The organism is Paenibacillus sp. FSL L8-0470 (assembly GCF_038008625.1).
Lineage (GTDB): Bacteria > Bacillota > Bacilli > Paenibacillales > Paenibacillaceae > Paenibacillus_AQ.
Genome location: NZ_JBBOZM010000001.1, coordinates 3,180,384 through 3,203,634, shown reverse-complemented (window position 1 = coordinate 3,203,634; position 23,251 = coordinate 3,180,384). Strand labels below are relative to the sequence as shown.

The 23,251-nt window shown below is 49.6% G+C and carries 24 protein-coding genes; 9 read left to right on the top strand and 15 right to left on the bottom strand.

Annotation, left to right across the window (positions count from 1 at the left end):
* Positions 1-69 precede the first annotated feature (69 nt).
* Positions 70-1,206 carry a VanZ family protein gene (locus NST99_RS14480; RefSeq protein ID WP_341092607.1) on the top strand — a complete coding sequence of 379 codons (1,137 nt, stop codon included), beginning with the start codon at positions 70-72 and terminating at the stop codon, positions 1,204-1,206.
* A gap of 85 nt (positions 1,207-1,291) precedes the next feature.
* Here the strand turns inward: NST99_RS14480 and NST99_RS14475 are convergent, their stop codons facing one another.
* Positions 1,292-2,056 (bottom strand): exodeoxyribonuclease III, encoded by a 765-nt coding sequence (locus NST99_RS14475; RefSeq protein WP_340899846.1) that lies wholly within the window; start codon positions 2,054-2,056, stop codon positions 1,292-1,294.
* A gap of 138 nt (positions 2,057-2,194) precedes the next feature.
* Here NST99_RS14475 and NST99_RS14470 point away from each other — a divergent pair, with 138 nt between their 5' ends.
* Positions 2,195-3,364 carry an MFS transporter gene (locus NST99_RS14470; protein ID WP_341092606.1) on the top strand — a complete coding sequence of 390 codons (1,170 nt, stop codon included), beginning with the start codon at positions 2,195-2,197 and terminating at the stop codon, positions 3,362-3,364.
* A 308-nt stretch (positions 3,365-3,672) separates the two neighbouring features.
* Here the strand turns inward: NST99_RS14470 and NST99_RS14465 are convergent, their stop codons facing one another.
* Positions 3,673-4,776 (bottom strand): citrate synthase/methylcitrate synthase, encoded by a 1,104-nt coding sequence (locus NST99_RS14465; RefSeq protein WP_341092604.1) that lies wholly within the window; start codon positions 4,774-4,776, stop codon positions 3,673-3,675.
* Between the two features lie 118 nt (positions 4,777-4,894).
* Positions 4,895-5,746 carry a helix-turn-helix transcriptional regulator gene (locus NST99_RS14460; protein ID WP_341092602.1) on the bottom strand — a complete coding sequence of 284 codons (852 nt, stop codon included), beginning with the start codon at positions 5,744-5,746 and terminating at the stop codon, positions 4,895-4,897.
* 136 nt (positions 5,747-5,882) lie between these two features.
* On the opposite strand from NST99_RS14460, the gene fabF reads away from it, so the two are divergent.
* Positions 5,883-7,124 (top strand): beta-ketoacyl-ACP synthase II, encoded by a 1,242-nt coding sequence (gene fabF, locus NST99_RS14455; protein ID WP_341092600.1) that lies wholly within the window; start codon positions 5,883-5,885, stop codon positions 7,122-7,124.
* Between the two features lie 191 nt (positions 7,125-7,315).
* Here the strand turns inward: fabF and NST99_RS14450 are convergent, their stop codons facing one another.
* The 8 genes from NST99_RS14450 to NST99_RS14415 form a co-directional block, all read right to left on the bottom strand.
* On the bottom strand, positions 7,316-8,749 hold the full coding sequence (locus NST99_RS14450) for a glycoside hydrolase family 43 protein (protein WP_341092597.1): 1,434 nt from the start codon (positions 8,747-8,749) through the stop codon (positions 7,316-7,318).
* A gap of 187 nt (positions 8,750-8,936) precedes the next feature.
* Positions 8,937-10,007 carry an ABC transporter ATP-binding protein gene (locus NST99_RS14445; protein ID WP_038590915.1) on the bottom strand — a complete coding sequence of 357 codons (1,071 nt, stop codon included), beginning with the start codon at positions 10,005-10,007 and terminating at the stop codon, positions 8,937-8,939.
* 138 nt (positions 10,008-10,145) lie between these two features.
* Positions 10,146-10,685 (bottom strand): HXXEE domain-containing protein, encoded by a 540-nt coding sequence (locus NST99_RS14440; protein WP_341092595.1) that lies wholly within the window; start codon positions 10,683-10,685, stop codon positions 10,146-10,148.
* Positions 10,686-10,776: 91 nt separating this feature from the next.
* On the bottom strand, positions 10,777-11,757 hold the full coding sequence (locus tag NST99_RS14435; protein ID WP_341092593.1) for a phosphotransferase family protein: 981 nt from the start codon (positions 11,755-11,757) through the stop codon (positions 10,777-10,779).
* 5 nt (positions 11,758-11,762) lie between these two features.
* Positions 11,763-12,731 carry a sugar phosphate isomerase/epimerase family protein gene (locus tag NST99_RS14430; RefSeq protein ID WP_341092591.1) on the bottom strand — a complete coding sequence of 323 codons (969 nt, stop codon included), beginning with the start codon at positions 12,729-12,731 and terminating at the stop codon, positions 11,763-11,765.
* Between the two features lie 39 nt (positions 12,732-12,770).
* Entirely contained in the window at positions 12,771-13,841 is a 1,071-nt protein-coding gene (locus NST99_RS14425) for a Gfo/Idh/MocA family protein (protein WP_341092589.1), read from the bottom strand.
* A 44-nt stretch (positions 13,842-13,885) separates the two neighbouring features.
* Positions 13,886-14,983, bottom strand: a complete 1,098-nt coding sequence (locus NST99_RS14420) for a Gfo/Idh/MocA family protein (protein WP_341092588.1) — start codon at positions 14,981-14,983, stop codon at positions 13,886-13,888.
* Positions 14,976-15,743, bottom strand: a complete 768-nt coding sequence (locus NST99_RS14415; protein ID WP_341092586.1) for a sugar phosphate isomerase/epimerase family protein — start codon at positions 15,741-15,743, stop codon at positions 14,976-14,978. The genes NST99_RS14420 and NST99_RS14415 overlap by 8 nt, the downstream gene beginning before the upstream one ends.
* A 309-nt stretch (positions 15,744-16,052) precedes the next feature.
* Here NST99_RS14415 and NST99_RS14410 point away from each other — a divergent pair, with 309 nt between their 5' ends.
* Positions 16,053-16,871, top strand: coding sequence for an AraC family transcriptional regulator (locus NST99_RS14410; protein WP_341092584.1), 819 nt, complete (start codon positions 16,053-16,055; stop codon positions 16,869-16,871).
* Here NST99_RS14410 and NST99_RS14405 read toward each other — a convergent pair whose 3' ends face one another.
* Positions 16,872-17,084, bottom strand: a complete 213-nt coding sequence (locus tag NST99_RS14405) for a hypothetical protein (protein WP_341092582.1) — start codon at positions 17,082-17,084, stop codon at positions 16,872-16,874.
* 217 nt (positions 17,085-17,301) lie between these two features.
* On the opposite strand from NST99_RS14405, the gene NST99_RS14400 reads away from it, so the two are divergent.
* Positions 17,302-17,982: a TIGR00266 family protein gene (locus NST99_RS14400; protein ID WP_341092581.1), complete on the top strand. Its 681-nt coding sequence runs from the start codon at positions 17,302-17,304 to the stop codon at positions 17,980-17,982.
* Positions 17,983-18,038: 56 nt separating this feature from the next.
* On the opposite strand, the gene NST99_RS14395 is transcribed toward NST99_RS14400, so the two are convergent.
* Complete coding sequence (locus NST99_RS14395; RefSeq protein WP_341092580.1) at positions 18,039-18,629, bottom strand: TetR/AcrR family transcriptional regulator; 591 nt, start codon at positions 18,627-18,629, stop codon at positions 18,039-18,041.
* A gap of 98 nt (positions 18,630-18,727) precedes the next feature.
* Here NST99_RS14395 and NST99_RS14390 point away from each other — a divergent pair, with 98 nt between their 5' ends.
* Positions 18,728-19,273: a hypothetical protein gene (locus NST99_RS14390; protein ID WP_341092579.1), complete on the top strand. Its 546-nt coding sequence runs from the start codon at positions 18,728-18,730 to the stop codon at positions 19,271-19,273.
* 98 nt (positions 19,274-19,371) lie between these two features.
* Here NST99_RS14390 and NST99_RS14385 read toward each other — a convergent pair whose 3' ends face one another.
* Entirely contained in the window at positions 19,372-19,842 is a 471-nt protein-coding gene (locus tag NST99_RS14385) for a Fur family transcriptional regulator (RefSeq protein WP_341092578.1), read from the bottom strand.
* 212 nt (positions 19,843-20,054) lie between these two features.
* Between NST99_RS14385 and NST99_RS14380 the strand changes: the two genes are divergently transcribed.
* The 3 genes from NST99_RS14380 to NST99_RS14370 all read left to right on the top strand — a co-directional run bounded on the left by NST99_RS14380 (position 20,055) and on the right by NST99_RS14370 (position 22,373).
* On the top strand, positions 20,055-20,927 hold the full coding sequence (locus tag NST99_RS14380) for an AraC family transcriptional regulator (protein ID WP_341097653.1): 873 nt from the start codon (positions 20,055-20,057) through the stop codon (positions 20,925-20,927).
* Between the two features lie 79 nt (positions 20,928-21,006).
* Complete coding sequence (locus NST99_RS14375; protein ID WP_341092577.1) at positions 21,007-21,582, top strand: hypothetical protein; 576 nt, start codon at positions 21,007-21,009, stop codon at positions 21,580-21,582.
* A 116-nt stretch (positions 21,583-21,698) separates the two neighbouring features.
* On the top strand, positions 21,699-22,373 hold the full coding sequence (locus tag NST99_RS14370; RefSeq protein ID WP_341092576.1) for an S-layer homology domain-containing protein: 675 nt from the start codon (positions 21,699-21,701) through the stop codon (positions 22,371-22,373).
* A 125-nt stretch (positions 22,374-22,498) separates the two neighbouring features.
* Here NST99_RS14370 and NST99_RS14365 read toward each other — a convergent pair whose 3' ends face one another.
* Positions 22,499-23,251: an amino acid ABC transporter ATP-binding protein gene (locus NST99_RS14365; protein ID WP_341092575.1), complete on the bottom strand. Its 753-nt coding sequence runs from the start codon at positions 23,249-23,251 to the stop codon at positions 22,499-22,501.

The following is a 23,251-nucleotide window of genomic DNA, read 5'->3' as shown; positions in this document are numbered from 1 at the left end:
AACGTCTAACAGCAAGGGTATCTTCCTGTGCGGGTAAGCTCAGTAAACTAACAAAATGGCAGGTGAACCATGTTTCAATCGTATCTATTTCCGATCTCATACGCCTTTATGACCTTTCCTGTAGCGGCGCTGTTCTTCACGCTGCCTTTTCTCATTGTTCAATACCGGAAGCATGGATATATCAACAAGATCAGGGCAGTTGTTCTTTATTTGCTGCTGCTCTATCTGCTGAACGCCTTATATCTCATCATGCTGCCGATGCCGGCGTCCCGGCACAACCTGCCCCCTTCGGGCAATACAATTCAGCATATCCCACTGCAATTTATTCAGGAGATTCTGAAAGAAGGCAATTTTTCCGTTCAGCAACCCTCAAGTTATCTGGCATTACTGCGCGAGCCTGCATTTCTTCAGACCATGTTCAACATCGTCTTGACGATTCCCTTCGGCTTGTTCCTGGGCTACTACTTCCGCACCAGGTGGGTGGTGTGCATTCTGCTGTCCTTTTCGCTCTCATTGCTGTTCGAGGTCACACAGATCACCGGCATCTACGGTATCTTTGATTATCCTTACCGTATCTTTGATGTCGACGACCTGATCACCAATACGCTTGGCGGGATGATCGGATTCAGAATTGCCTTGTGGATTTCAGGATTGCTCCCAAAGATCGAACAGCTCGACAACCACGAGGATCTGGCGGCCAAAAGAGTCACCTTCACCCGACGCAGCATCGCATTTATGCTGGATGCCTTCGTATGGCTGACCGGGCTCACCCTGCTGAATGCTTTGTCTGTATCAGGAGCATTCTGGATATCAACCAGTGTCTTCTGTCTGCTGGTGCCCTGTCTGGCCGGAGGAAGAACACTTGGCAAATGGATTGTGCGCATCCGCATAAGCACTCAAGGGGAACGGCTCCGGCTATGGATGCTGATCACCAGATACTTGCTGCTGTATGGGCTCCTGATTGGAATGAACCGCCTAATTCTTGTTTCTTCTCAGCTCGACGGTCTGACTCCTGCCCTAGCAACAGTTGTTCGTATTGCTGTATTTCTAGGGGATATGGCCTTCATTGTTCATCTATTTATCGGAATCTTTAAGAAAAAACGAGTGTTGTTCTATGAGAACATAAGCCAGACCTGCAATGTAATTACATGGCCGGAGAAGCCGCAGGAATCCGCTAAGGATGTTACAGATTCAGTTGTCAATTAAGAGAGTTGTTCATGAATAGCTAAAGAGGCCATGTTCCCCTTACCGGGGACGCACGGCCTCTTTGCCTTTTGAAAGTATAATATAATTAGGAATCCAGTTCCTTAATCGTCAGCACCACCGGACAATGGTCGCTGCCGAGGACATTACACTCGATACCGGCCTCCACCAGCTGCGGAGCCATCCGTGATGAAGCCAGGAAATAATCAATCCGCCAGCCGACATTGCGCTCTCTGATCTTCGGCATATAGGACCACCAGCTATACGCCCCTTCTGTGTCAGGGTAAAAATATCTAAAGGTATCCACAAAACCCGAGTCAAGCAACGTCGTCATTTTACCGCGCTCTTCATCGGTAAATCCTGAATTCCCCCGGTTGGATTTCGCATTTTTCAAATCAATATCCTGATGGGCGACGTTGAGGTCACCGCAGACTACAACCGGTTTATGCTGATCCAGCGCCAGCAGATAATTGCGGAACCGGTCCTCCCATTCCATTCTATATTCCAGACGGGTCAAATCCCGTTTGGCATTCGGAGTATATACATTTACGAGATAGAAACCGGCAAATTCCAAAGTAATAATCCGGCCTTCCGGCTCTGTATCCTCCTCTATTCCATATCGTACGGAGAGCGGTTTGATTCTGGTAAAGACCGCCGTTCCCGAATACCCCTTCTTAAGGGCATAATTCCAATATTGCATATATTCCTCACCCTGCTCCAGGACAATTTGCCCCTCCTGCAGCTTTGTTTCCTGCACACAGAAGATGTCTGCGCCGCTTTCCTTAAAGAAATCGTTAAAGCCTTTGTTCACACAAGCTCTCAGACCATTTACATTCCAGGACACCAGCTTTATCATCGTCATTCTCCTTACATTTCACTAGAATTATCCCCAGTGTAACATATTATAAGCTGTTTAGAGTTGCTAGGCATGATACAATAACTGGGCTTGCTTCTTCCAATCTACTAAAATACGCGGGGGTTCATATAAGTGATGAATATACCAAAACTGCTACGCAGCTTTAACTTTTTATATTTTGCCCTGCTCGCCATGTTCATTCCCTTTCTTCCGGTCTACCTGGATAATCAGGGTCTGAGTCCGGCACAAATCGGATTCGTTGTCGGCACCGGCGGTTTCATAACGATAGTCGCCCAGCCGCTATGGGGAATGATCAGTGACCGGACCAAAACAATCCGCAAAGTACTGCTGTTCCTGCTGCTGTGCTCCGCCATTGTCGGCTACCTGCTGTATATCTCAAGCAGTTACAGCCAACTGATTCTGTTCGCTATGCTGCTCTACTTTTTCCTAATGCCGATTGATCCGTTGACAGAAAGCCTCAATTTCCGTATCGCCGAGTCTTCCGGGATCAGCTACGGCTCGATCCGCACCTATGGAGCGCTCGGTTATGGTATCATGGCGCTGCTGACCGGATATGTAATGTATTATTTTGGCGCACAAGGTCTAGGACTGCTGTTTGCCGGCAGCAGTCTGCTAGGCTTCCTGGTCAGCTGGAACATGCCGGATGCCCCGGTTACCGGGAAACCGGTCACCCTGGACAGTCTCAAGCATTTCCTCTCCAACAAAGAAACGCTGTTATTTCTGCTGCTGGTCTTTGTCAGCTCTGTACCGGCAAGAATGAACGATACTTTTCTGGGGGTATATATTATTGATCTGGGCGGAGGATCGGCGTTGGTGGGACAGTCATTTTTCCTTGCGGCAATAAGCGAAATCCTTGTCTTTGCCTTGAGCTTCTGGTGGCTGCGCAAAGGCAAAGAGCTGATTATCATCGCTTTTGCGGGAGCCTTCTATTTCCTTCGTTTCTTTATTTCTGCCTGGGTTACCGATCCGCAGCTGCTCACTTACCTGCAGGTTCTGCAGTTGCTCACATTTCCCGTCTTCTACTCGGCGGCTATCCAGTACTTGTACAGCATTGTACCGGAGGAATGGCGGGCTACGGGCCAGACAGTGCTGGCACTTCTGTTCTTTGGGGTGTCGGGCATTCTGGCCTCATATGCGGGAGGTGCCATTTATGACAGGTTCGGGGGAAAAACGTTCTTTTTATGCGTATCAGCAATGTCCTTTACCGGCATGATCTTTGGCCTCATTCTTTACCGGATTTATGGTAGAAATAGCCGTAAGGGAGAACATGCAGCAACTCTATAAGACCGGATGCCGCGTCAGCGCTAAGGAGTATCAATATAATCTGGAGAGCACAATGATTGGAATAATGATCCGTTCGCGGAACGTTCTAAATTGTGCTAATCTCTTAAGTCATTCGCTGCTGCATTAATAGAAACGGAGAATATAATGTTCTATCATTGGAAAGCAGAGCTGCCTCTGATTTCTAATGTAATGCCAGAGTATCCCGCCCATGCTCTCTCATTTCACTCCCCCTGCTAACATCCCTGGACGTTCAACGGCCAGGGATGTTTTGCGCGCTATAAGATAAACAGATTACATACTGCTTGTTCTTAGAACTCCCCTTCAGGCATAGGTCCCGTATATATGGATTGCGGACGAAAAATACGGTTGTTGGCGGCTTGCTCCAGAATATGCGAGGTCCAACCCACAATTCTGCCGGACGTAAACGTAGGGGTGAAGATCTCCGGGTCCAGTTCCAGTGCCTGCAGGATCGCGGCAGCATAGAACTCAACGTTAGTGAACAACCGGCGTCCCGGTTTGAATTCCTCAAGCAGGCGGATCGCCGTATGCTCGACATGAATCGCCACATCAAAGGAAGGATCCTTGCCGATCATTTCCTCGGTAGCAATCTTGAGCGCTTCGGCGCGGGGATCTTTGGTCTTGTAAATGCGATGACCGAAGCCCATAATCTTGCCACCTTTATCCAGAACCTCACGGATCCATGGCTCAGCCCGCTCCTTCGTTCCAATATCCGCCAGCATCGAGATGACTTCGGAGGGTGCTCCGCCATGCAGCGGACCTTTCATCGCCCCAATGGCACCACATACGGCTGCACACATATCAGATTCAGTGGAGAGAACCACGCGTCCGGCAAAAGTCGAGGCATTCATTCCATGCTCCATGCAAAGAATCAAATACGCACTTAGTGCCTGCACATGGGCTTCCTCCGGAATTTGTCCATTCAGCATATACAAATAATTAGCGGCATGCCCAAGCTCTGGAAGCGGCTCCACAATAGGCAGTCCTTTTAACCTGCGGTATCTGTAAGCAATAATCGTTGGCAATAGCGCAGTTAACCGCACGGCTTGCCGGAGCGTCGGCGGCCATGTTGCATTCCCCTGCTCCCCTAAAGCAGCTACTGTGCTTTGCAGAACCAGCATCATCGGAACCGAAGCCGGGAGCAGATCAACAATTCTGCACAGATACTCCGGCATCGCTCTGGCCGCTGCCATTTCCAGCTTCAACATCTCCAGTTCCTCCGAACTTGGCAGCTGGCCATTCCACAGCAAATAAGCTACTTCTTCGTAACTTCGGCTTATTGCAAGTTCTTTCGCCCAATATCCGCGGTAAACCAAATAACCCTTTTCTCCGTCTACCAAACCAATTTCTGTTTCTCCAGCCACTACGCCTTCCAACCCGCTTACTGTTGCCATTGCACTTAACCCCTTTTCCGATCCAATAGGAATTGAACACTATATTAGGAGTATATGCTGTAAACCCCATATTGCATATTTATAGTTTTTTATGAATACATAAAAATAATTTATCAGGTTAATGGATCGCAGGCTGCCCGATAAGCTGCTTCAGCTTGGATTCTGTATTTGAAGCTCCTGCGGGGGTATAGATGCTGCAGCGCAGATCCGTGCTTCCGTGAACCTGAAGTGAGGTTAGATGAAACAGCATCTTACCGGCTTTGGCATGGCGGAATTCGAGCACCACATCGGGAGCTGAGCTAACTTGGCTCTCCTCCCAAAGTGCTTGAAACGCAGGATGTTTGCCCTTCATCTCCGCAATAAAATCATCATACCAGTGATCCTCAACATACTGCCCGTAGTACGCCCGGAAAATAGCCAGATAACCCCTGACGAATTGTTCCCAGTTCACGGCAAGCCGCTGAAATTCCTTGCGTTCGAACAAGAGGCGGATCATGTTCCGTTCTTCTTGCGGCAACGACGCAAAATCCAGAAAAACATGCGCCGCCGCTTCATTCCAGCCGACGATGCCGCAGCGCCGGTCCGAAATAAGGGTCGGGCAGGTGGTAAGCTCCTGCAGAATTTTCTGTAGTGGCGGGCTGATGACGGAAACCTCCACCTGCTCAAATGGCATACTTCCGGGACCATTCTCAAGGGCCAACGCGAATAAATAGCTTCGCTCATCCTTGGTCAGCTGCAGTGCGGAGGCAATGCAATCCAGCACAGAGGCCGATACTTTGATATCACGTCCCTGTTCCAGCCAGGTATACCATGTGCTGCTGACTCCGGCAAGCTGCGCTACCTCCTCTCTGCGGAGCCCGGGTGTTCGTCTGCGCGTCCCTTCCGGCAAGCCTGCGTCAGCGGGAGAGATCGCCGCCCGGCGTGATTTTAAGAAATCTGATAATGCCTGAAGCCTCGTCTGATTGGACAATATCTGTTCCTGCCTTTCTGAAACCGTCCTATAAATAGTAGTAATTATACTAGTATAAACTACAACTTGTAATAGGATAAGTAAAGTGGAAAAATACTAGTATAACCCCTATATACAAGGATGGAGGAAGACAATTATGGAACGCGTTGTAATTACCGGGATGGGCTTGATCTCACCGCTCGGCAACACTGTAGAGCAATTCTGGAGCCGCCTGACTGCAGGCGAATCGGGAGTTTCCGAAATAACTTCATTTGATCCCTCACATTTCAAATCCAAAATTGCCGCTGAGGTGCGGGACTTCGATCCTGAGGGCAGATTCGGCCGCAAGGAAACCCGCCGGATGGACCGGTTCACCCAATTCGCACTGGCTGCCGCCGAAGATGCGTGGGCGCATTCCGGTCTTCAGCGTGATCAGATTGACAGAGAACGGCTTGCTGTATATGTAGGTTCCGGGGTAGGCGGCATTCATACCTTGATGGAGCAAGGGGATATACTGCGGACACGGGGACCGGAACGAGTCAGTCCCACCTTGATACCCATGCTGATCTCTAACATGGCGGCTGCGACGATCAGCATTAAGCTGGGAGCGTTGGGTCCTACTCTCTCCCCGGTCACCGCCTGTTCAATCGGCAATACGGCGATCGGAGAAGCGTTCCGGTTAATCCGTTACGGCGGGGCTGATTGTGTAATTGCCGGAGGCTCCGAGGCGGCGGTCAGCGAGATTTCGTTAGCCAGCTTCGGAAACGCCACTTCCTTATCTACCTGCAACGATGAGCCCGCGAGAGCCAGCCGCCCGTTTGACGGCAAGCGTGACGGGTTCGTTATCGGCGAAGGCGGCGCGATTATCATTCTGGAATCACTCTCCCACGCCTTGCGCAGAAATGCCGTGATTCATGGAGAAGTCATCGGTTATGGCGCCAGCTCTGATGCTTATCACATGGTAGCCACCCATCCGGAAGGCATCGGTGCTTATCAGGCGATGAAGCTTGCACTCCGCGAAGCGGGAATCAAGCCGGAGGAAGTGGATGTTATCAGCGCCCATGCAACCAGCACCATTATCGGGGACCGCTCGGAAACATTGGCGATTAAGAAGCTGTTCGGGGAAGCGGCTTACCGCATTCCGGTTACCGCCAACAAGTCGATGACCGGCCACACGCTTGGAGCTGCCGGCGGGCTGGAAGCCATCGCTCTGATTCAAAGCCTGAGTAGCGGCATCATTCCGCCTACCATCAATCAGGAAACCCCTGATGAAGTATGCGACCTGGATTATGTGCCTAATATTGCCCGCAAAGGCGAGCTCAAGATTGGAATCTCCAATTCTTTTGGTTTTGGCGGCCATAATGCCGTTATTGCCCTAAGCAAGTACGACAATGGATAACGTAATCCGACCTGCAAGTGGAAACGGCTTCGCCGCCCTCCGCCCTCATAAGGACGGTGTCCGTTTCAGAGAGAGATTGAAGGATAATATATTGCATGAAGCAAATAAATGCTTATATTTTCAAAAAAAGGCTCCAGCTCACCGTTCTTTACAGTGGGCTGGAGCTTTTGGTCAAATCCATAGTAATAGATCTATTTGCTCTCTGCTGCTGGCGAGACATGACTTCCCCAGATAGCAATCCCCCCGGCAGAAAGTGCGCTGAACGTCATGACTTGGCTCTCAACGGCTTCATTCCATTCTTGCAGGAAGACACCACTGTACACAGTCCCGTCTATTGTCAGCTCAGCATTGTGTTCTCCGCTTATCGTCCATGTTCCCGTTACCGCTCCCGATATCTTACCGTCGCCGCCCAGCTGAATCAGTTCCGACTGAATTGTAGTTGCAGTAATGTCTTTGCCATGATTCACATATTTGTAATCTCCGGCGACTTCCGCTGCAGTATAAGTCCCGATCTTCTCACCGCTGTAACGATGAGGAGCGACAACCGGCCAGCCGTCCTTGTTCATGAACATCTGATGTACGCGGACTTCGTGTTCTTCTCCCCGGTTAGGGAAACGCGTATGGAAGATCAGATAATATTCTTTCTTCTTCGCATCATAATAAGCCGAATTATGTCCCGGTGACAAGTAGCCCACCTCGCTTACAGCATTCTCAGTTGAACTATTGATGAACTTAAAGTTGCCCATCAGCTTCACCCCGTAAGGTGAATAAGCCGGATCATCGAACAGCTTGCCGGCCGTGCCCTTGGCGTCAATCATCGCTTTGCCTTCGGAATCTTCAAAGGGACCATCAGGATTCTTGGAACGCGCTACGCGGATATTATAGCCGCCTTTGGTGTCCAGTCCCCCGTAGGAGAGAAACAGATAATAGTAATCGGTTTCAGGACTGTACAGCATATAAGGGCCTTCAATCCGGGCGTGATTTGCTCCCAGCAGCTTTTTGCCATAGCCTTGATCCGGTAACGGGAAGCCGGTAGCTGCATCCAGCTCCATAATGAAGATCCCGCCGGAATAGGAGCCGTACACCATCCACAGCTTACCCTCTTTATCAAAAAACACATCAGGGTCAACCACATTCGGTTTGACAGCAGCATCATAAATTTCACCGTCATTGCCTACACCAGCCATGCCGGATTTCAGGATAATCCCCTGATCCTTATACGGTCCTTCAATCTTGTCGGCTACCGCAATACCCATTGCAGACAACGGAGAATCCCCACGGCAGGCGTTATAGTACATATAGAACTTCCCGTCTGCCAGCTGAATCACATCCGGTGCCCACAGTGTGTCCGACTGGGCCCAACTCAGGGTCTGGCTCAATTCCTCGGTGACGTTGGGAATCAGCACGTTGCCGTCTGCTACGCCGGAGGAAATTTGTTTCCATGATATCAGGTCCTTGGATTTGGCCGAAGCCAAATGGGAACCGAATACATAATATGTATTGTTCACCTTAATAACAGAAGGATCATGTACTGAAACATTATCGAACTTCGGCGTACCGCCATCACCGCTGCAGCCTGCCAATAATGTTAACGAAATCAATGTGGTCAATGTGTATTTTTTCATTATCTTACCTCCTATGTATACCCTTACATTTTGCTGCGAAAATAACAATTAGTCAATACTTTTATTTATACATATTAGTTTCGTTTTAAATATATATGAAATATATATTTCTGCTCCCACGAAAAAAAGCGCCAAGCCTTACGAAGGCCTGACGCTAAGCTCAATAGTATACCATTACTTGATCTAACTAATTCACGCTGAAGCTTTCCACCAGAACCGGCTCTGGATAAGCATTTTTCAGTACGCGTTGTCTCTTCTTCACAACTTCAGGCGGCTCTACAGCCGGAGCCATCGGATGCATCAGCCAGGATTTCACCAAATGGGAGTCCGAAACCTTATACATTGGCGGCTCTTTCTCCATATCGATTTGCATCGCATAGGTGCTGCGCAAGGCAAAGGCGTCGCCCTTAGGCGGTTTGATCAGATCGGGAGGGGTTCCTGGAATGGCTGTAAGCTTGGTGCCTTTGCTTTCCAGACTCGGCATGGAAGCGAGCAATCCCCAGGTATATGGATGTCTTGGGTCATAGAAAATTTCTTCCGCTGTGCCCATCTCGACAATTTGTCCGGCATACATAACAGCTACACGGTCGGCCATTCGGGCCACGACACCGAGATCATGGGTGATAAAGATGATTGCTGTATCAATTTTCTTCTGGATATCCTTCATCAGGTCAAGAATTTGCGCCTGAATCGTTACGTCGAGCGCTGTTGTCGGCTCATCGGCAATCAGCAGCTTAGGGTTGGCTGCAAGTGCCATAGCAATAACGACACGCTGGCGCATCCCGCCGCTGAACTCATGCGGGTACTGCTGGAAACGACGCTCAGGTGAAGGAATTCCCACCAAATTGAGCAATTCGACACCCCGTTTGTATGCAGCGTCTTTGGACATTTTCTCATGTTTGAACAGAACCTCGGTAATTTGCTTACCGACCTTCATCATCGGATTCAGCGAGGTCATCGGATCTTGAAAGATCATACCGATTTCCTTACCGCGAATCTTCTGCATTTGCTTCTCACTCTTCTTAATCAGGTCTTGACCATCGAACAAAATCTGTCCACGTTTATAAATGCCCTGCGGCTCAGGAACAAGCTTCATGACCGCTTGGGAAGTTACGCTTTTACCGGAACCGGATTCGCCTACAATCGCCAGTGTTTCCCCTTTATTTACATGGAAGTTGACGCCACGGATTGCTTGCACTTCTCCGCCGCGTGTTTTGAAAGATATTGCTAGGTCCTTTACCTCTAAAAGGCGCTCCATCCTGTCACCCTCTCTGCTCTTTTCAAGATATGATAATGATTCTCAGTATATAGAAAGGCAATAAGTATTATTTTATCTATCTTTATAGTCTTACGTCAAGTGCTTTCTGAAAATGTGTCTTTAGAGATTCAAGCGGTTTCACCCTTGATTGCGGCGCATTCTGCTCTTCATCAGGCCCCAGACAGCCGGTGGAGCCAGGCATAGCAACAGCAATAGCGACCAGCCTATATCCGCAAAGCTAACGGTCTCTGTCTCCAGCAGCCTGTAAAAAGCATAAAGTGAATAAGGCAATGCTACTAACAACGCGGTTACTACGCCGGGAGTATACAGTTTCAAAAAGACACTTTGCCCCAGATGTGTAAAAACATGCAGCAGAAAAACGGCAAGAACCGCCAGATATAACAAGTAAAAAGAAAAGAATACTGCAAGTACGGTCACTGTTACTATCAGAATATACACGAACAGCACATCCATAGCAAAAGCCCGCGTCGTCATGATCATGGTACTCCTATACATTGTGCTCATGTACTTAGGAAGAGTCTCTTCCACGCGGCTGCCGTATTTGCCTGCCCAAGACTCAACAGTAAGAATTTCTTCAAAATCATGAAACATGAAGCATACAGGCAGCAACCACAACAAGCTTATCGTATCGATATGAAGATTCAGCCAACTCAGCATTTGTAAACCATCCTCCCACAAAACATGTGTTTCCGGTTAATCAGAGCAGCAAGAAGACCGGTCTCCCTTCAGAGGACCGGCCTTCCGCGTTCTATTTTATGGCCTCACCGCTGCCGGTGAATGTTCTCCAGCTCTCCGCCAGGTTATCCAAGGTCCAGCTTACATGATTCTCATCCTTATACTGCCGTGAATAACACTCAATCACAAGGATGAGGTCGAGATACAGGTCATAGAGTTTCTTGCGCCGCAGCTCGTTCGGGCTGTCGAAGGTGAGACCATAGCCTTTGTGGAAGGCTGCTGAGTCCTCGAAGTGCCGGAAATAATACTCCTGCAGCACATCGCCCCACAGCGCTCTCTCCCAATCAATAATGGAGACAATAACTCCATCCTTCACAAACAGATTGCCATTCCACAAATCCCAATGCACAAGCCGGGGTTCCGTCACCTCATCAAGGGCAGGATAATATTGCTCCAGCACCCGTTTAATTTCATCGTGGGACGCCGGTAATTTGGCTTCCAGTCTGGCGGCATCAGCAAGCAGGTTATTCATCAGCGAAGTGAAGCTCTCCCGCCATGAGGCTACCGTTCCTTCCGGCATCTGTCCAAACAGGCCAAACCGCGGTCCCTTAATCTCGTTAATCAACCGCTGGTACCGTCCCAGCTCCTGCTCGATGGAGGCTCTTTGCTCGACGGACAAAGTATCTTTCACTTCACTGTAGGGCTGCCCTTCAATCTTCTCCATGAAAAAATAGGGAGATGGGATCAGTTGGAGGCTTTCGTCATAACTGTATACGGCTGGCACAGGAATATCACCGGCTGCCTTGACCAGCTGCAGGGCTTCTACTTCTGCCCGCATAATATCCTTCTCATAGCTTAACGTTTCGGTCTCATCTGCAGGAGCAATCTTCAGAATCACAGTCTGGCCATTGCTTAATTCAAGATCGTAAGCCGTATTAAAAAAACCTCCGGTCAGCTCCGAGCAAGAGACAATCCCCGCTTCTTTGCCGAAAGCCGTCTCAACCAGCAGTGCCAGCTGCCCGTCATCCAATTTGACTTTAGTGAAGCTATCCATAGAACTTATACCCACCACATATCAGCAAGCGGCTCTTCAATCAGCACTTGACGAAGATTGTCTACCGCTTTGGAGAACCCTTCTTCAATGGACATCAGTCCATCTTCATGTTCGATACTGACTACATAATCATAACCTACCAATCGAAGGGCACTGATGATATCTGCCCAGACCTTCACGTCATGTCCATAACCGACTGAACGGAATTGCCAGGCACGGTCAAGCATATTGGTATACGACTGCATATCGGTCAATCCGTACATATTCACATTAACCGGATCAATCACTGTATCCTTAGCGTGGAAGTGATGAATCGCGCCCTGGCGGCCGAGAATATGTATGGCCTGCACCGGATCAATGCCTTGCCACCACATATGGCTGGGATCAAGGTTGGCCCCGATAGCTTCACCTGCAGCTTCTCGCAGGCGCAGCAATGTCGCTGGCGTATGCACGGAAAACCCTCCGTGCAGCTCTAAGCCAATCTTGACGTCATGCTGTGTTGCGAATAAGCCCATTTCCTTCCAGTAAGGAATAACCTTATTCTCCCACTGCCAAGCCAGAATTTCCTGGTAATCGTTCGGCCATGGAGCAACCGGCCAGTTGGGGTATTTGGCATCCTCATGGTCACCCGGGCAGCCCGAGAAGGTGTTTACAACCTGAACCCCGAGTTTTTGCGCCAGTTTAACAGAGTTCACGAAATCTTCGTGGTCCTTGCGGGCCAGCTCTTTCTGCGGATGCAGCGGATTGCCGTGGCAGCTTAGCGCACTGATCATCAGGCCGCGTGACTCCACCGCATGCTTAAATTCCTTCAGCGCCGTTTCATTCTCAAGCAGCAGCTTCGGATCACAATGGCTGTTGCCCGGGTTGCCGCCGGTACCGATCTCCACTGCCTTAAGTCCTTTGGAAACTACATAATCCAGCGCATCCTCAAGCTTACGACCGCCGAAAAGCACCATAAATACACCAAGTTTCATTGCCCTGCCGCCTCTCACATTGTAATATTCCGCCGCTCTTTAAGCTTCGTAAGTATCAAAATCCTTAATGACTTGATTGCTCTCAGCAGCCTCAAAAATCGCTTCAATCAGATTCTGCACACGCAGCACTTCCGCATTCTTGACGATCGGCTCAGCCGTACCTTCAATTACAGCGACAAAATTGTTGTAGAAACCATCCGCAAGCTCTGCTGCCGGCGGCAGTGCTTCGGTAATGGTCGAGCCTTCCGAAGGCGGTGCCATCGTCTTGGTCAAGCCGACACCGGCACGGATCGGTGTGGGCTCCCGGTGTTCACTTTCACTATTGCGGGTAACAATTCTTCCGGTCAGCGACCAGTCTTCGATTACTGCTGAACCTTCAATCCCTTTCACATACCATCTTGGCAATGTGATGAAGTTGGTCGTGCCGACCTCAACGATCGCCTTGATGCCATTTGCGAATTGCAGCACCGCTTCAAATCCGTCATCGACATCATTGCCGAGAATATAGCTCAGAGTGCTGGTTACGCTGATCACTTTACTGTCGATCATAAACAGCAACTGGTCCAGCAGATGTACGCCCCAATCGAGCAACATACCTCCACCCTGCTCCTTCACATGGCGCCAGTCGCCGGGAATGCCATTGGCACCATGTACGCGGGACTCAATCTGGAACAGTGCTCCAATCGTTTCCGTCTCGTACATTTGCTTGATCACGCGAAAATCCTCATCCCAGCGTCTGTTCTGATGAACCATCAGGACGCGTCCGGCTCCATCGGCCGCTGCAGTCATCTCCTTAAACTCAGCAGAGGACATGGCTACCGGTTTCTCACAGACGACATGCTTGCCGGCTTGGAGCGCACGGATGGCTATTTCTTTATGGACATCGTTCGGGGTTGCAATCAGCACCACCTCGACAACCGGGTCAGCAAGCACTTCCTCATAGCTGGCATAAGCTTTATAACCTGCTTCTACTGACGCTTCGCGCCGCACTTCCAGTAAATCGAACGTACCTGCGACTTCCAGGCGCTCATTCTCACCGATTAATTGTGCATGATAACTTCCCATTCCACCATAGCCGACGATGACCACCGAATGTTTGTTTGAACTCATGGATTCCACTCCTGCTTTTCTTATAGTATCCGTGTTAAATTCTCTTAGTTGTCAGAACTTCCGTCAAAATAGACTGCACGGCCAGTGCGTGCGGATTCATAAACAGCTTCCAGAATCTGCGTCACAACAAACGCTTGTTCAGGCTTGACGACCGGGTCCTTGTCTTCAATAACCGCCTCAAGCCACAAGCGGGCTTCGCGGTCAGCCTCGGTCTCTGCAGACCCGCTGTAGAAAGCAACGCCGCCGGAAGACAGGTCCACCTTCGTTTCATACAGGCGTCCGGCACGCTCTCCGTTAATGCGCAGGCCGTCTTTCATATCCGCACCGCCTTCGGTGCCTGCTAGCAGCGTCTTCGCTTCACCGAATTCAGCCACATTCAGTGCCCAGCTTGATTCCAGCACGATGGTTGCCCCGTTCTCCATTGTAATAAAACCGAAAGCGGAGTCTTCAACCTTAAATTGTTCAGGATCCCATGGACCGAACGCATTTGCGGCATTTTTACGCTGCCCCAGCTTGTGGAAGGTAGAACCGACCACTACACGAGGTTTATAATTGTCCATCAGCCAGAGTGTCAAATCCAGAGCATGCGTTCCGATATCGATCAGCGGACCTCCGCCCTGCTTCTCTTCATCCAGAAATACCCCCCAGGTCGGAACGGCTCGGCGTCGCAGCGCAATGGCACGGCCATAATAAATATCGCCCAGCTCCCCGCTTTCGCACATTCCCTTCAGATATTCACTATCTGCACGGAACCGGTTCTGATACGCGATTGACAGCTTCTTGCCAGTGCGGCGGGCAGCATCCAGCATGTCCTGAGCCTGCGCCGTTGTCTTGGCCATCGGCTTTTCGCACATCACATGGTTACCGGCTTCAAGCGCCGCAACCGTAATTTCGGAGTGACTGTCATTGGGTGTACATACATGCACAATATCAAATCCGCCCGCTGCTAGCAACTCACGGAAATCCGTATAGACTACTGCACCTTCGGCGCCATAGATTTTGGCAGCCTCCTGGGCACGTTCTTCCACGATATCGCAAAATGCTACCATTTCAGCATTCTGTTGACGGGATAGGCTTGGCATATGTTTGCCGTTTGCGATACCACCGCAACCGATAATAGCAATTTTAAGTTTATCAGACATGAACTTTTCCCCCTTGATTGGCATAGCCTTTAACCCATTTCATACTGTCCGCAACACTTTCCAGCGCCGGACGGCTGCAATAATCCTGTTCCACTACCGCCCACTCCACTCCAGCCGCATCAGCAGCCTCCAGAATCGCGGTAAGATTCACTTCACCTTCACCTAGTACAACAGTCTCTGCCGAGCCATCTTCGAGCTTCTTCATATCCTTTAAGTGGATAAGCGGCAAACGGTCGGCATATTTGTGGATATACTCAACAGGGTCATAACCGCCGTAGTACACCCAGCAGGTGTCCATTTCTACCTGAAGCAGCTCAGCAGAAACCTCTTCGAAGATACCGTCAAATGCGGTGCGCTCTCCAAAATGCTCCGTGAATTCAAAATCATGATTATGATAAGCGAAAACTGCTCCCCTTGCTCTGCATTTCTCTCCTATTATGCGGAAATTAGCAACAACCTCTTCCCAGTTACGCTGTTCCTCAGTCAAATAAGGCACAATCAGGTTCCGGTTGCCGATCTCAAGATTATAGCTGATTTCCTGCTCTGTATCGTTTAGCATGACATCATATGGACGATGTGCACCGAGAGCAACCAATCCCGTTTCCTGAAGCAGTCCCTTTACTTCCTCTGCTGTCCGGCCGAAAAAATCGTAAAATTCCACTCCCGCATATCCCAGCTCAGCCACCTTGCGCAGCGTTCCTTCGAAATCCTGCTCCAGCTCTGCTCTCAGCGTATACAACTGTAATCCAATCTTCAGCATCAATTCCTCACTCCTAGTCGTTGTAGAGTTAACTTGCGTTATTCAAAACGGCGTACCTGCTTCGGCCACACTATGGAAATCACCTGAACAAAAGGGCTGTTATTCAAAAATGTCCTTTATATCTATTTCCTGCGCCTTCTGAACCCCACGCCTGCTTATGTAGCTTCCAGAGCCGCCATACAGCCTCCTTCGCATCTTTTATATGTTTTTGCTTAGCTACATGGTAATATGAAAGCGTCTATAATAAAATGAATAATATGATTAAAACATGAACAATCTGCTTATCATTTCAACAACCCAGGAGGACTCATGACATCTGCTGCTGCCTGCCACGTATTTTCTGCGGGATTCTCTTTTCACCGCAAGCCTTTCCATTCGTCGCTCAATGAAGGCCTCCAGAATTATCTCCTGCGATTGCAGACTGAGGGGCGCAGCCGGACGCGGATTGACGGTGTCATCTCCACAGTGGAGACCGGCGACCTTATGCTCTTCGCCCCGGATGATCCTTACTATTTAAGCATCGACAAAGAGAACTACCCTGTAGGCAAACCGCGGATTGAAAGCGGGGATTACCATATTTTTTGCGGCGGCCCCTGGATCGAGGAATGGTGGACACGCAAACAGCGTCCTGCCCTTCTCCGCCTGCCGCGCAGCGATTATTTTCTTGGCTTATTCCGCCAGCTTGTGCTGGAGCAGCGCAGGCTCTCCGACTCCTCACCAGAGATTTCAGCGTGTTATCTGCAGATTTTATGTATGGAGATTGATAGACTGATGACCGAACAGCCTGTGATCTCACCTAAAGGTTATCTCGCCTACCGGATGAAGCAATATGTGGAGGAGCATGCCGCTATTTCTTTCCGGCTCGAGGATGTGGCCAGCCACGTCGACATTTCTGTCTCCCGCGCGGTACATCTCTTTAAAGAAGCTTTTGGCACCAGCATAGTGAAATATGTAAATGACGTCCGGCTGGAAATGGCGCGGGAACGGATCACCTTCAGTCCGATGCCGCTGGAGCATGTCTCCGAAACCTGCGGTTTTGCCAACTATACTTACTTTCACCGCGTGTTCCGCAGCCGGTTTGGCATGTCGCCAAAACAGTACCGCATACACAGCAGGGCGCAGACTTAGTTATGAGGCCCCGTATAAATGCAAAGGAGCACCATCCCGAAAGATCCGCTCCTTGTGTTTGATCTTATTCAATTGTTGTTGTTTGCTGGGAGTAAGACGTACATGCTGGGAGATTGCGCTGTAGTCATCATTTGATCTCCGGTTTCTTGCGGCGCACCATGTTCCGGCGCGTTCTGCCTTGAGCAGAGCTTTTTGTGTTTTCGTGCGTGCCATTGCAGCAACACTCCTTTTGTATCGTTATGACCGGCAAGCCATCTGCCGATACTTTAATTTTAACATATTCGCGACCTGATTTCCCGGTATAGTTAATTATAAAAATCTGGTACCCGCTTAAATCTAGAAGCTTGCAGACCAGAAAATGGTATAATATAGTATCCTTGTTTTACAGGAATTCCGTTATAAAAGCTAGGCAGAATCGGAGGAGAAATCAATGAAATACGATGTATTATATGATGGCGCTTTTGCCATGCTCAAGGTGCATTTGAACCCGGGTGAAAGTGTCAAGGCGGAAATGGGCGCGATGGTCGCCATGTCGCCGAATGTTGAGATCAGAGGTACGGTAGACGGCGGTTTAATGCGTGGACTTGGCCGGATGCTGAGCGGTGAGAAGTTTTTCTTCCAAGAGCTTACTGCCACACGGGGTCAAAGCGAAGTGCTGCTCTCCCCAGGAGCCATCGGCGATATCCAGGCGATAGAGCTTGACGGGTCGTACAAGCTCTATGTTCAGAAGGACGGCTTCCTTGCGGGAACCCATGGCATCCAAGTCAACACCAAAATGCAGAACCTGACCCGCGGCCTGTTCTCCGGCGAAGGATTCTTCATCATAGAAATCAGCGGCAGCGGAACGGTGTTCCTCTCCTCCTTCGGGGCGATTCATGCGATTAACCTCGCACCCGGCGAGGAAGTAATTATTGACAACGGACACCTGGTGGCTTGGCCGGATTATATGGAATACAAAGTGGAAAAAGCCGCCTCCGGCTGGTTGAACAGCTTGACCAGCGGTGAAGCTCTGGTCTGCAGATTCCGCGGTGAAGGCGTAGTGCTGGTGCAGACCCGCAATCCGGGAAGCTTCGGAACATGGATCAAATCGTTCGTGCCAAACCGTCCTTAAGCCTGAGAAATAATAACACAAACAAGCTGCCATAATTCCAAGGCAGCTTGTTTGTGTTATTGAAGCAGACCCCGCAAATGGTAGGTTACAAGCGTGCTGAGGTCTTTCCGGGTTACTTGCTCCGGCTGACTGATATGATGCAGCACCAGCCCGTCTACCAAGGCATGCAGTGCCATGGCTTCGGCCCTCAGGTCCAATCCCTCCTTAAGCAATCCCCGGGCCGCGAGATATTCAATGGCTTGGCTAAAGCCATCATACATAGCGTTATGTACCTCCTGTTTCAGCACCTGCAGCTCAGGGTCTGTAACAGCCTTTACGAAAAATGCCAGCCAGACCTCGGCCTCCACACTCCGTTCTTCATCCAGCGGCATCAGCTCATGGATAAACCGCTCGATGTCCTGCATTGGATGATCCGTAAATTCCATAGCTTCCATACGTGCGTTGACCCGATCTGACACCATCTTCATGGAGAAGGCAAGCAATTCTGATTGGGTGGCAAAATAATGGCGCAGCGATCCCAATGACATGTCGGCCTCGCTCGCTACACTTCTGACGGAGACTGCCTCCATCCCTTCCCGGCGGATAATTCGCCAGGCGGCCTCGGCTAACTGTTGGCGCCGTTCCTCATGATTCACTATTTTTGGCATAAGGCAATTATATCACAGTTGAATTTATAAGGTCATCCATGCTAAACTTACAGCAATTGATTTAATACACTTGTACTATTTAGGAGGAAAATACGAAGATGGCGTTATTTATTATTGGCTGTGAGATCGCCTTTTGGGTGTTTGTCCTGGCGGGGCTGACCTTCCGTTATATCCTCCGCAAGAAGCAGCTAGGAGCCATATTGCTGTTCTGCACTCCGCTGATTGATCTGGTGCTTATCGCCGTTGCGGTAATTGACCTGAGAAATGGCGCGGAAGCCACATTCATGCATAGTCTATCCGCCATTTATATCGGCGTATCTATTGCATGGGGCCACCGGATGATCAAATGGGCGGATGAACGGTTTGCTTACCGTTTTGCCGGAGGTCCAAAACCTGCTCCCAAGCCAAAACACGGCACAGCACATGCACACAATGAAAGAATCGGCTGGCTGCTTCATCTGCTCGCTTTTGCCATTGGTGCACTTGTGATGTACGGTATGATTGTTGTGACTGGTGATTCTTCCCGAACAGAGAATCTGTTCGAAACATTAAAAGTCTGGGCAATTATTGTAGGGATTGATGCGCTTATAAGTTTTAGCTACACTTTCTGGCCCAAACAAGCTAAAGGCAATGTCGAGAAATAACTAAATTAAGTATTTATTCCCAAAATATGATACACCTAAAGACGCAGGCTGCCAGAGCTCTGCGTCTTTTTTAAGCCCAATATAAATCTTCAGAAACCTTAGGATACCGCCTGTTTTTGCTTGTCCACCTTGCAGCCGTTCTGCTTGCATGTCTTGTAAGTGCCTTTGAAATCGAGCCTGTGATCGGTGACTTTAAATCCGTACTCCACTTCCAGCCGTCTTTCCAGCTCCAGCAGCCAGTCCTCCTTGATTTCTTCCAGCCTTCCGCACACATTGCAGATCAGATGATGATGCATGTGGGCATGATCATCCCGCAGATCATAACGGGCCACGCCATCGCCAAAGTTCATCTTTTCTACAATATGCAGCTCACATAGCAGCTCCAAGGTCCGGTATACCGTTGCCAGCCCCAAATGAGGATAACTGGTTTTCACACGCATGTAGACCTCTTCCACACTTAAATGCTCTTCCTCATTATCAAGCAGCACCTTCACGATAGCCTCACGCTGGGGCGTCAATTTATAGTTTTGCGCAGCAAACTGTTGGCTGATATTCGCAATTGGGTTCATGGCTTCTCCCGCCTTTCCGCAAGAATTTCCTTATATCTTGAACTTATAATTAGTAATCGTTACGATATAAGCATAACAAAATTGACCATAAATGAAAAGTCTATGACATGATTATAACATCACCCGCTGAATTTCCGCACAATGTATCAAAAAACATTTCAACATATCCCGCATAATTAAAGCTGTAATCAACGCGCAAAGGAATGACGCCGATGGACTATTACTTCAGAATCCAGCAGTCGCTCGACTACATTGAAGAACATTTGCAGGAGGAACTGCGGATTGCAGAGATTGCCGCCCGGGCTTATTTCTCGGCATTTCATTTCCAGCGGATGTTCCTGGCAATCTCCGGCTTCACTGTCAACGAGTACATCCGCAAACGAAGATTGTCCGAGGCGGCTAACCGCCTGCGTGGAAGCAACGAAAGCGTACTGCAAATCGCCCTGTGTTTTCAGTACCAGTCCCAGGAAGCGTTTACCCGTGCTTTTCAAAGCTTTACCGGCCTGACGCCTGGTAAATACCGCAAAACTGCAGACGTTATCCAAGGACAGCCTGTCATCAATTTTCTGGAACTCCAAAAAACAACCAAAGGAGATGTACACGAAATGGACAAACCAACACTGATCCACTGGGAAGGAACGAAGATTATCGGCGTAGAGTACAAAACGAATCTAAATGAAGACGCGCATTACAAGGATATTCCCGGATTCTATGAGGACTTTGGAAGAAACGGGCGGTTCATGGCTATTCCGGAAAAACAGTCACCGGGGATGTCCTATGGCATCGCCTGCCACTATCAGGATAACGGAGACTTCTCATTTATCATCGGTGAAGCGGTAGCGGATACAGCGGAAGTTCCAGCAGAAGCTTATGTCCAGTTCGATATCCCGGCAGGAAACTATGCCATGTTCAAGGCCCATGGCCCAGCCGGGTTGAGCCAGTCAACCCGAGACTATATCTACGGAACCTGGCTGCCGAACACCAATTATGAACGGCGGGAGGGGCCCGACTTTGAAATTACGGATGTGTTGAACTCAACGTATCCCGATTATATGCGAATAACTATTTATATTCCTGTAGACTAAACATCTGCCCAATCCGAAATAGGCCCGGCTTCCATATCTTATATAATGGGATTATTTTATGGATATGAGGAGGGACCGGATGGCAAATATAATCGCACCTACAGCAAGACCCCTTGTGACTGGCTCCATTCTGCGCAAAGTTGCTGCGGCCATGCTGCCGTTCTACCGGAAGATAGCCGGAAGCGGCAGCTTTGCCGCGAAATGGTCCAGCGCCATCGTTAACGCAGACCTTAGTCTTATGGGCAAACTGCTCGCAAAGATTCCTACTCTCGCTTCTGTAGAAAATTACGGCACAAACGGCATCGGCTACTTTATCTCCTTCCCCTTTCCGCTGCCGGTATCCTTCTATACAAACGGGACGACTATCCCGCCGGGAACCGTACAATTTACTTTTAATGCAAGGATGCACCGCAGGATTGCCTCAGCTGTTCTCCCGTTTTACCGGAAGCTGGCCAGAAGCCGCAGCTACGCCGAAAGCTTTGCCGCTGCAATCCGGCGCAACGACAGGACCGCCGTTAACAAGCTGGTTCGCAGATTCGTTAAGGCAAGTTCACTGAAATCCGTCACGATAGAGGAGTATGGTGCCGCTCTATTGTTCAAGAGCAGCCTCAGCAAGTATCCTTACCGAAACCTGATGTTTCAGGAAGTGATGTAGAAAACGCAGACATAGCCATTTATAATTAATTTGTTCTGCAACTTTCTCCTCAACAATAACGTCAAAGGAGTTGATAATGGCCAAGCGGCCTACCCTACTATAGAGGTGGAATCTACATGAAACTGAAAAAAAGCGCTTTTGCAGTGATAACAACCGTATCACTTCTCTCCTTCTCACTGGGAGGACAGATGTTTGCTGCTGGCGGCAGCTTTAAAGATATTGACAATGTAGCCGGAAAGTCCAAGATCAACTCCCTGAAGGAACAAGGTCTCATTAAAGGCATCTCCGATACCCAGTTTCTGCCCGGTGCCAAAGTGACCACAGCACAAGGCGTGCAGTTTATCACTGGTGGGCTGCAACTCAGTCTGGCTGCCATTGATTTCAACAAGGCCCCTCTGGCCAGCGCTATATTCTCCAAGGTAAAAGACAAAGCCTGGTATGCGGAAGCTTTCGTCAACGCCCATTACAACCAGGTTGATATTCCTGCAGATATCGATCCTTCCAAGCTAATTACTAAGGAGATGTTCACCAACCTGCTCGTTCAGGGCGTGGAGAAGGTTGGCAATCTGCCACTGATCAACATTGTTCCTGCAGATATTGCTGACGAAGCTGCACTGGAGCCTTCCTACCAAGGCAGCATACAGCGTTCACTGAAATACAAGATCAACACGCTTGATGCAAATGGCAAGTTTAATCCGAAAAGTGAGCTTACCCGGGCCGAAGCGGCTATTATGCTGTACAATGCGCTGGAGTATCTGAATTCAGTCAATAATGCATCCACGCAGAACTAAATACTATTAACCGCGTCTCAGGCGCTCCCCCGCGCATCATGAGATGAACTAAATACAAGCAAAGGCAGTCCGTGTCCCCCCTGGACTGCCTTTGCTTGTTCCACGCAGCTTGGATACACTGCGACTCATAAAACCTCACCGCTCAGCCGGTTCAGAAACTGCAGAGCTCGCGGATTCTCCGTCTGCTCCAGTACCTGCTGCGGAGTTCCCTGTTCCAGGATCACACCGTTGTCCATCAGGATGATCCGGTCGGCCACATCGGCGGCAAACTTCATCTCATGGGTGACGATTACCATTGTCATGCCTTCAGCCGCAAGCTGTTTGATAACCTTCAGCACCTCGCCCACCAGCTCAGGGTCCAGCGCTGAAGTCGGCTCATCGAACAGCAGCACTTCGGGATCGACCGCCATCGCCCGGGCAATGGCCACACGCTGCTGCTGGCCGCCGGACAGCTGATGGGGATAAGCATCCGCTTTATCACTGAGGCCTACCTTGGCTAGCAGTTCTATTCCCCGCTTCCTGGCTTCCTCCTTGCTGCGTTTCTGTACAGTAACCTGCGCCTCCATTACATTGCCAAGCGCAGTCATATGCGGAAACAGGTTGTAGGACTGAAAAACCATCCCTGTTTTTTGACGGATGGCCATCAGTGTCTTATGAGGAATTTTCCTGTTTTGCGTAAATTCCAGGCTTAATTCCCCCAGCGACAGGCTACCCTGATCCGGTATTTCCAGCAGATTAAAACAGCGAAGGAGCGTTGTTTTGCCGGAGCCGGAGGGCCCGATAATCACCAGAACCTTGCCATGCTCCATGCTGAGCTCGATACCTTTTAACACCTGTAGCGAACCGAAGAATTTGTGCAGGCCGCGAATTTCAATCAA